The 7084-nt window shown below is 67.0% G+C and carries 5 protein-coding genes; 1 reads left to right on the forward strand and 4 read right to left on the reverse strand.

The window, feature by feature from the left end; translation table 11 throughout:
- Positions 1-15 precede the first annotated feature (15 nt).
- Positions 16-1104: an alkene reductase gene (locus D7W82_RS17075; RefSeq protein WP_120619367.1), complete on the reverse strand. Its 1089-nt coding sequence runs from the start codon at positions 1102-1104 to the stop codon at positions 16-18.
- Positions 1105-1159: 55 nt separating this feature from the next.
- On the opposite strand from D7W82_RS17075, the gene D7W82_RS17080 reads away from it, so the two are divergent.
- Positions 1160-2125 carry an AraC family transcriptional regulator gene (locus D7W82_RS17080; protein WP_233587688.1) on the forward strand — a complete coding sequence of 322 codons (966 nt, stop codon included), beginning with the start codon at positions 1160-1162 and terminating at the stop codon, positions 2123-2125.
- Between the two features lie 8 nt (positions 2126-2133).
- On the opposite strand, the gene D7W82_RS17085 is transcribed toward D7W82_RS17080, so the two are convergent.
- The 3 genes from D7W82_RS17085 to msrA all read right to left on the reverse strand — a co-directional run bounded on the left by D7W82_RS17085 (position 2134) and on the right by msrA (position 7055).
- Positions 2134-3324, reverse strand: a complete 1191-nt coding sequence (locus tag D7W82_RS17085) for a FadR/GntR family transcriptional regulator (RefSeq protein ID WP_120619369.1) — start codon at positions 3322-3324, stop codon at positions 2134-2136.
- A 407-nt stretch (positions 3325-3731) separates the two neighbouring features.
- Entirely contained in the window at positions 3732-6254 is a 2523-nt protein-coding gene (locus D7W82_RS17090; RefSeq protein ID WP_370451017.1) for an AAA family ATPase, read from the reverse strand.
- A gap of 144 nt (positions 6255-6398) precedes the next feature.
- Positions 6399-7055, reverse strand: a complete 657-nt coding sequence (msrA, locus tag D7W82_RS17095) for a peptide-methionine (S)-S-oxide reductase MsrA (protein WP_120619371.1) — start codon at positions 7053-7055, stop codon at positions 6399-6401.
- Positions 7056-7084 lie beyond the last annotated feature (29 nt).

Consider the following 7084-nt stretch of genomic DNA (forward strand, 5'->3'; position numbering starts at 1 on the left):
GTTCCCTTTCCGGGCTCAGGTGAGCGCCGGGTAGCTCGTGAAGCCCTGCTCCTCGCCCTGGAAGAAGGTCGACGCATCCGGGGTGTTGAGCGGGGCGGACCGGCGGAAGCGCTCCGGCAGGTCCGGGTTGGCGAGGAACGGCACGCCGTACGCCACGAGGTCCGCCTCGCCGCGCTCGATGACCGCTTCACCTGTCTGCGCGTCGTAGCCTCCATTGGCGATGATGACGCCCGGGAAGGCCTTGCGAAGCGCCGGAGTGATGCGCTGCTCGGTCGCCGGAGTGGCGGGGCCCGTGACCAGCTCGGTCACGTGCAGGTAGCCCAGGCCCAGCTTGCCCAGCTCCCTCGCGATGTACGTGAAGGTCTCCGTGGGCGTGGAGTCGTGCATGCCCGTGTACGGGAAGTTCTGAGGGAAGAGCCGGTAGCCCACGCGGTCCGCGCCGAAAACCTCCGCCACCGCCCGCGCCGCCTCCAGCGGGAGGCGCGCCCGGTTCTCGATGCTGCCGCCGTACGCGTCCGTGCGCTGGTTGGAGCCGTCCCGCAGGAACTGGTCCAACAGGTAGCCGTTGCTGCCATGCAGCTCCGCGCCGTCGAAGCCGGCCTCCTTCGCGTTGCGAGCGGCCTGCCGGAACTGCTCGACGATGCCGGGAATTTCATGCGTCTCCAGGGCCCGGGGCGTCACCGCGCGCTTCTTGCCCTGGAACGTGAAGACCTCCTGCTCCACCGCGATGGCGGAGGGCGCCACCGGCAGCTCGCCGCCATGGAAGTCCGGGTGCGAGACGCGCCCCACGTGCCACAGCTGCGCGAAGATGAGCCCGCCCGCCGCGTGGACCGCGTCGGTCACCTTCTTCCAGCCCGCCACCTGCTCCGGCGAGTGGATGCCTGGCGTGCGGATGTACCCGACGCCCTGGGGGCTGACCTGGGTGCCCTCCGTGACGATGAGGCCCGCGGACGCCCGCTGCGCGTAATAGGTCACCGACAGGGGGTTGGGGACGTTGCCGTCCACCAGCGCCCGGCTGCGGGTCATGGGGGCCATCACCAGCCGGTTCTTCAGTTCGAGCCGGCCCAGACGCACGGGGGAGAGCAGCTTGGGTGTATTTGCCATGGCCGTTGAATGCTCCAGGCGCTATGGACGTTCCATGGCATCCAGTCCAAATAAATTGACCGATCGTCCAGATGCGCTGGAGGCCCAGGGGGCGGATGTCCTGGCGGACGTCCTGGACACCCTGCGCCTGTCCACCCGGATGCACGGCCGCTTCGAGCTGTTCGCCCCATGGGGGCTCCAGTTCGGGACGTCCCCGGGCGCGCACATCATCCTCGTCGCGCGCGGTGGGGCCCGGCTGGAGGTGGAGGGCGTTCCGGGAGCCCTGGTGCTGAGCGCGGGGGACCTGGCGGTGCTGCCGCATGGCGGAGGCCACACGCTGCGCGACGCGGAGGACAGCCCCGTTCATGTCCTGGCGCCGGGAGCCTGCGCGAGCGCCCGAGGAAAGGGCTCCATCCGGTTGGGTGGCGACGGCGAGCGGACGACGCTGGTGGCGGCGTCGTTCCAGTTGGGCGTCGCGCCGCGCACGCTCCTCTTCAAGGAGCTGCCCCGCGTCATCCACCTGGCCGCGGACGACGCGGCGACGGCGCCGTCACTGGCGTCCACGGTGCAGCTGCTGCTGACGGAGAGCGCGTCGTCGCACCCGGGCGCCACCGTCATCATGAGCCGGCTCGCGGACATCCTGCTGGTGCAGGCCCTGCGAGCGCACATCATGAAGTCGGAGAGCTCGTGCCGGGAGAGCGGGCTGCGGGCGCTGGCGGATCCGCAGATTGGCAAGGCGCTCGCGCTCATCCACGAGCGCCCCGAGGAGCCCTGGACGGTGGAGAGCCTCGCGTCCGCCGTGGCCCTGTCGCGGTCCGGCTTCGCCGCGCGCTTCAGCGAGCTCGTGGGGGAACCGCCGCTGGAGTACCTGGTGGGATGGCGGATGATCAAGGCCGCCCAGCTCCTGCGCGAAAGCGAGCTGCCCCTGAGCGAGGTCGCTCCGGCCATCGGCTACCAGAGCGAGGCGTCCTTCAACCGGGCCTTCAAGCGTTGGGACGGGACCGCGCCCGGCGCGTACCGGCGCAGCCACCGCCGGGCGTGAGTGGGGAGTCAGAGGTTCGTTGGAGACGCGACGCACCAACCTGGCCGACAGTCGGACAGGTCTTCCAACGACGCACCGGCCACACTCTTCTCGGTGCATTCCCCTCGGAGTTCGCAGGTGGAGAGTCCCGGAGCGTCTGGAGGCGGCGGTTTCCCGCTGTTCGGCTCCACGAAGAGGGCCTCCGCATGGGGGCTGGGTGCGACCCCGAGCGCCACGGTTTCCTCGGAGGCTGTCGCGAGACGGCCAGGGCTCTGCTCCGCCTCTTCAGGGAGGGCCTCTGGTGCCGTGTCCTGCTCCTCGGTTGACACGAGGTGGTCGAATCCATGCTCCTCCACGCAGTGGCGTGTCTTCAAGGACTCGTCCTGCCCAGGGGCTGACGTAGGGGCGCCGAAGTCACGTTCCTCCGTGCAGGGGCGTGTCCTTGGCGCAGAGTCCTGCGTGGTTGATGTCACGGGGGGAGGGTGGGCCTCGGGTGAAGCCTGCTCCTGGGCAGCGGGGGCAAAGGCGTCCAGCACCCGCTCGTCGCGCGCCTTCAGGAGTGCCGGCAACTCATGTTGAAGTGCCTGCGCGTCGCGCTCGTGCAGGATCGCCGTCACGCGGAATGCCCACTCGCGCAGCGCCTCTCCACCCATGAGCGGCAGCAGTTGGGCTGCGCCTCCCATGAATGCCCGCTGCAGGGACTGAACGAGGAGCACGTGGCCGGGACGCGCCGCCACCCGCGCCGCCTGCCGCAGCAGCTCGAACTCCACGTGCGCGCAGGTTTCCCCTGACTCCCAGTGCGCCGCGTCCTGGAGCTGGAAGCACGTACTCCCCAGCCGGTCCAGGTCGAGGTCCGAGGCCCTCGCGCAGCAATCGGCCAGAAGCTCCACCAGCACCTGCCGCTTGAGGCTGAAGTAGCCCTCCAGGAGCCACCGGGCATCCGGGTTGCTCGCGTCATGCAGCGCCAGACCCAGGTTCTCCAGCGTCAGCGACTCATCCAGTGCCACCGCGCGCGTCTTGCGTCCGGAGCGCTGCACCACCAGGCCCCTCGCCGCCAGCCGTCGCAGCGCCTCGCGGATGGTGCCCCGACACACCTCATAGCGGCGCGCCAGCTTCGCTTCCGAACCAAACTGCCCGCTCGGGTGCAGCCGCCCCAGCGCGATATCGCGCTCGATTTGCGCCTCCACATAGGCCACGAGTCCTCGCCGTTCCATCCCCATTCCCCTTCCTCGTTCCAGCATCGCCATCCAACCACAGGGGTCTGACATGGACGCGCGGGCCCACCCTCCGCGCCGATTGCCAGGCCAGCGCGCCCCCGGGCCGCATGGGGCGAAAACCTGTCCGACTGTCGGACAGGTTTCTAGGCAGCCGGTCCCGGGCGGTCGCCTCTGTTCGTGCCCTGCCTTGGTGTTCGCGCACGCATGACGTCGCATCCCTGCCGCTCAAGCGCGGCCTCGGGCCCATGCGGCGGAGCTCGGTCCGACTGTCGGACAGGTTTTGAGACAAGCGTGCCCGGGCAGATGCCTCTGCCTGTTTCCCCGGCTTTCCGTCCATGCACGCGCCCCATCGCGGCGCTCCGTGAGGGATGCGTCCTCGCGGAGAACTTCGGGTCGCTCGAGAGCTGGCGTCAGTTCTCCTCGAAGACCGGGTCCTGCTCCGTCGGAACCAGGGTGAGTTCCTGCACTGCGACAGAGGTGGGTTGTTCGTCGTTGCTCCTGACGATCCCGATGACCTGCGCGGCGAAATGGATGCGGTCCGTCTTTCGGATCTGGAGGAGGCCGCGGTCGCCCCAGTGGACCGCGGGATTGTCCGCGGAGAGGTCGCCGCGCCAGGTTCCGTCAGGGAGCACGGAGATGCGGACCCGCTTCATGGTGTAGGACTTCTGATCGATGTAGTCGTTATAGGCGAGGACGTAGATGCCATCGTTCTCGATGACACTCGGCAACGTGGTGTTCGTCTGGGCGTCGGTTTCCTGCATGGGTTCCAGGTTGACCCCTTGGAGGACCTTGAGGGCTACGACGTCATTGTTCTGGAGGGTGTCCGCCATCGAATCACCCGTCACGACCGCGAAGGCATCGATCTTCGTACCGTCGATGGAGTGCGAGAACGTGTCCTGGTCGGGGCGAGGGGCGAAGTTCGGGCCCGCGGCGACACGGAAGATCTGATCCAGCCTGCGTGCTGATTGGATGACGTCGTGGGGGACCTTGAGTTCCTTGAGCCTGTTCCGGAGATTGCGACGCCTGGGCCGATTGACCTGCGGGGGCGCGGCCTCCGCAGGGGTGGGCGCGACGGACTCCGGTTTCAACTCCGAGAGGGGCTGTCCCAGCGCGAACTCGAAGAACTTGAGGAGGCGCTCATTGCATTCGGTGGCCTCGTCGATTCGTTTGGTGGCGGTCCACGGTTTGTCGGTTCGCCAGGTCTCGCCGAAAATGAACTTCTCGAAGTTCGGCGCGTGGGTGAGGCTCGTACCGCCCTCGTTCAGCAACGCTTCGATCTGCGCGTTCGCCAGGTCGGCCTGATCTCCTTCATCCAGGTCGTAAACGACGCTGTAGTGGATGCCGAAGGCTTTGAGGACCTTCTGGAACGCGGGGATGGTCCATTTGCCACGGCAGTTGATGAGCGTGGTCGCACGCCGGGCCAGGAGGTACTTGGACCAGCTGAGCTCACCGGACTTGTGAAGCTTCCTGGCGACGGAGTCGATTGCCGCGAGTTCGCAGTCACCCTCGACCAGGCAGACCTTCTCCGAGAAGAAGGCTTCGTTCACAGCCGGATCGAAGTTGAGCAGCATCCTGAGGCGCGCGCGCTGTTCCTTGTCGGTGGCGGACTGGTCGAAGACGTCCTCGGTGCGTTGATAGGCCTCGGGATGCCCATCCTTCTTCCTCAGGATGACGATGCCATCGTGGCGGTCCGCGAGGTCGAGGAAGACGGGCGAGTGCGTCGTGCAGAGCACCTGCCCGACACCGCTCTGCGCGATCTTCAGCAGGGTGTCCCGCATCCTCCGGCACATGCCAGGATGCAGGTAGATTTCAGGCTCCTCAATCAGGAACAGCATGTGTTGGCGCTCGCGCGAAGCGCTCTGCCTGTTCTGCTCCACGTACAGTTGGAGCAGGGCGAGGACGATGGAGCGCTGGGCGCCGTGGCCCTGGCTGTCCGGTCGTGTGGACAGGGCTCCATCCACCACCCTGAACTCGGTGCTGCTGGCGAGGTCCGACGTCACATCCGGAGTGGTGAACTTGAGCTCCGCGCGGATGTTGATGAGCTCCTTGAACTTCTCCGTCAGCTTCTCCTCCATGGAGGCCACGATCCGGTGCTTCCCCTCGGTAGCGAAGAGCTCCTGGAGCTCATCCGCCGCTGACTTGAAGCGGATGACGCATTCGTGGTTCGCCAGCTGCTGCTCGAACAGGGCATTGACGATCTTCCGGATCGCCGACTGCTTGGCGCCTACGTCCGTCTCCTCGCTGGTCTCGCGAAGCGCGGGGACGTAGATGACGCTGGGAAGGGCTGCTTCGAGGGCGGTCGCGATGCTGCCTGGATGAAGCACCCATTCCTCCTGCTTGTGTACTTCGAGGAGGGGAGACTGGAGCTCACGAGCGGCGCTGAGGAGTTGCTCGAGCGTGGGCTTCGCTGGGGCTCCGTCCTTGAGGGCTCGCTCGACGATGGGCTTCCATCGCTCGTCTTCCTTCTCGAGCGACTTGATGCCTTTCTTGGCCGACCAGCCCGTGAGTTGGTAGTTCGGTGGACGGTCGGGGTTGTACGACCAGTTCTCCGCTGCGCCGTTGATCGCCTTCCAGACTCGCTTCAGCCGGTAGCGCTGCTGGGTGCCGTCGAAGAAGGTGTTGTCCTTGAGGGCGTCGAGCTGACGGTCGCTGTCGGTCAGTTGGTCGAACTCGAGCTCGACCTCGATGGGCCCGTTGCTGGACGCGTTGCCCGGAAACTGCTCCTCCGAGGCCTTCATGCTGGCGCTGCATGCCAGCCGGATGGCCTCCAGGATGGAGGACTTCCCCGCGTTGTTCTCTCCAACGATGGAAAGGAAGTCCGCGGAGCCCTGTCGCTGCTCTTCCTTTTGGGGAATTCGCAGCTCGATCGACTTGATGGACTTGTAGTTCCGGATGGTGACTCGGTCCAACCTCATGGGCGCCCTCCCTCGCATCGCGGCGTGACCGCATTCGCGATGTCGGAGGTTGCCTGCGCTCCCAGGGGGCGACCATCCCCACTGAGAGGGATTGCGGAGCGAAGGCGGACGACCTCACGGGGCCCGCGTCCGGAAGACAGCGGGCCCCGCGTGGAGCGAACGTCAGGCGCTGACGCCCACGCCAATCGGGCAGCTCACGCCAGTGCCGCCGACGCCGCAGTAGCCGCCCGGGTTCTTCTGCAGGTACTGCTGGTGGTAGTCCTCGGCGTAGTAGTAGGCCGGCGCCGGGAGGATCTCCGTGGTGATGTCACCCAGGCCCTTCGCGTTGAGCGCGCCCTGGTACGTCTGGCGCGTCTCCTCCGCGGCGCGCTTCTGCGCCTCGTTCGCGAAGTAGATGCCGGAGCGGTACTGGGTGCCCGCATCGTTGCCCTGGCGCATGCCCTGCGTCGGGTCGTGGTTCTCCCAGAAGACCTTCAAGAGCTGCGCGTACGTGACCTTCGCCGGGTCGTACACCACGCGCACGACCTCGTTGTGGCCGGTGAGCCCCGAGCAGACCTCTTCATACGTGGGGTTCGGCGTCAGCCCGCCCGCGTATCCCACGGACGTGGAGTACACGCCCGGCACCTGCCAGAACTTGCGCTCCACGCCCCAGAAGCAGCCCATGCCGAAGAGGGCCGTTTCGAAGCCCTCCGGCACCGGCCCCTTCAGCGGGGTGCCCAGCACGGTGTGCTTCTGCGGAACCGGCATCTCCTGCGGACGGCCCGGCAGCGCCTCCTGCGGAGTAGGGAGCCTCAACTTCTTCGGGGACGTGAAGAACATGCTCTAGCTCTGTCTCTTTATACACATCT

The organism is Corallococcus sp. CA049B (genome assembly GCF_003611685.1).
In the GTDB taxonomy this organism is placed as follows: domain Bacteria; phylum Myxococcota; class Myxococcia; order Myxococcales; family Myxococcaceae; genus Corallococcus; species Corallococcus coralloides.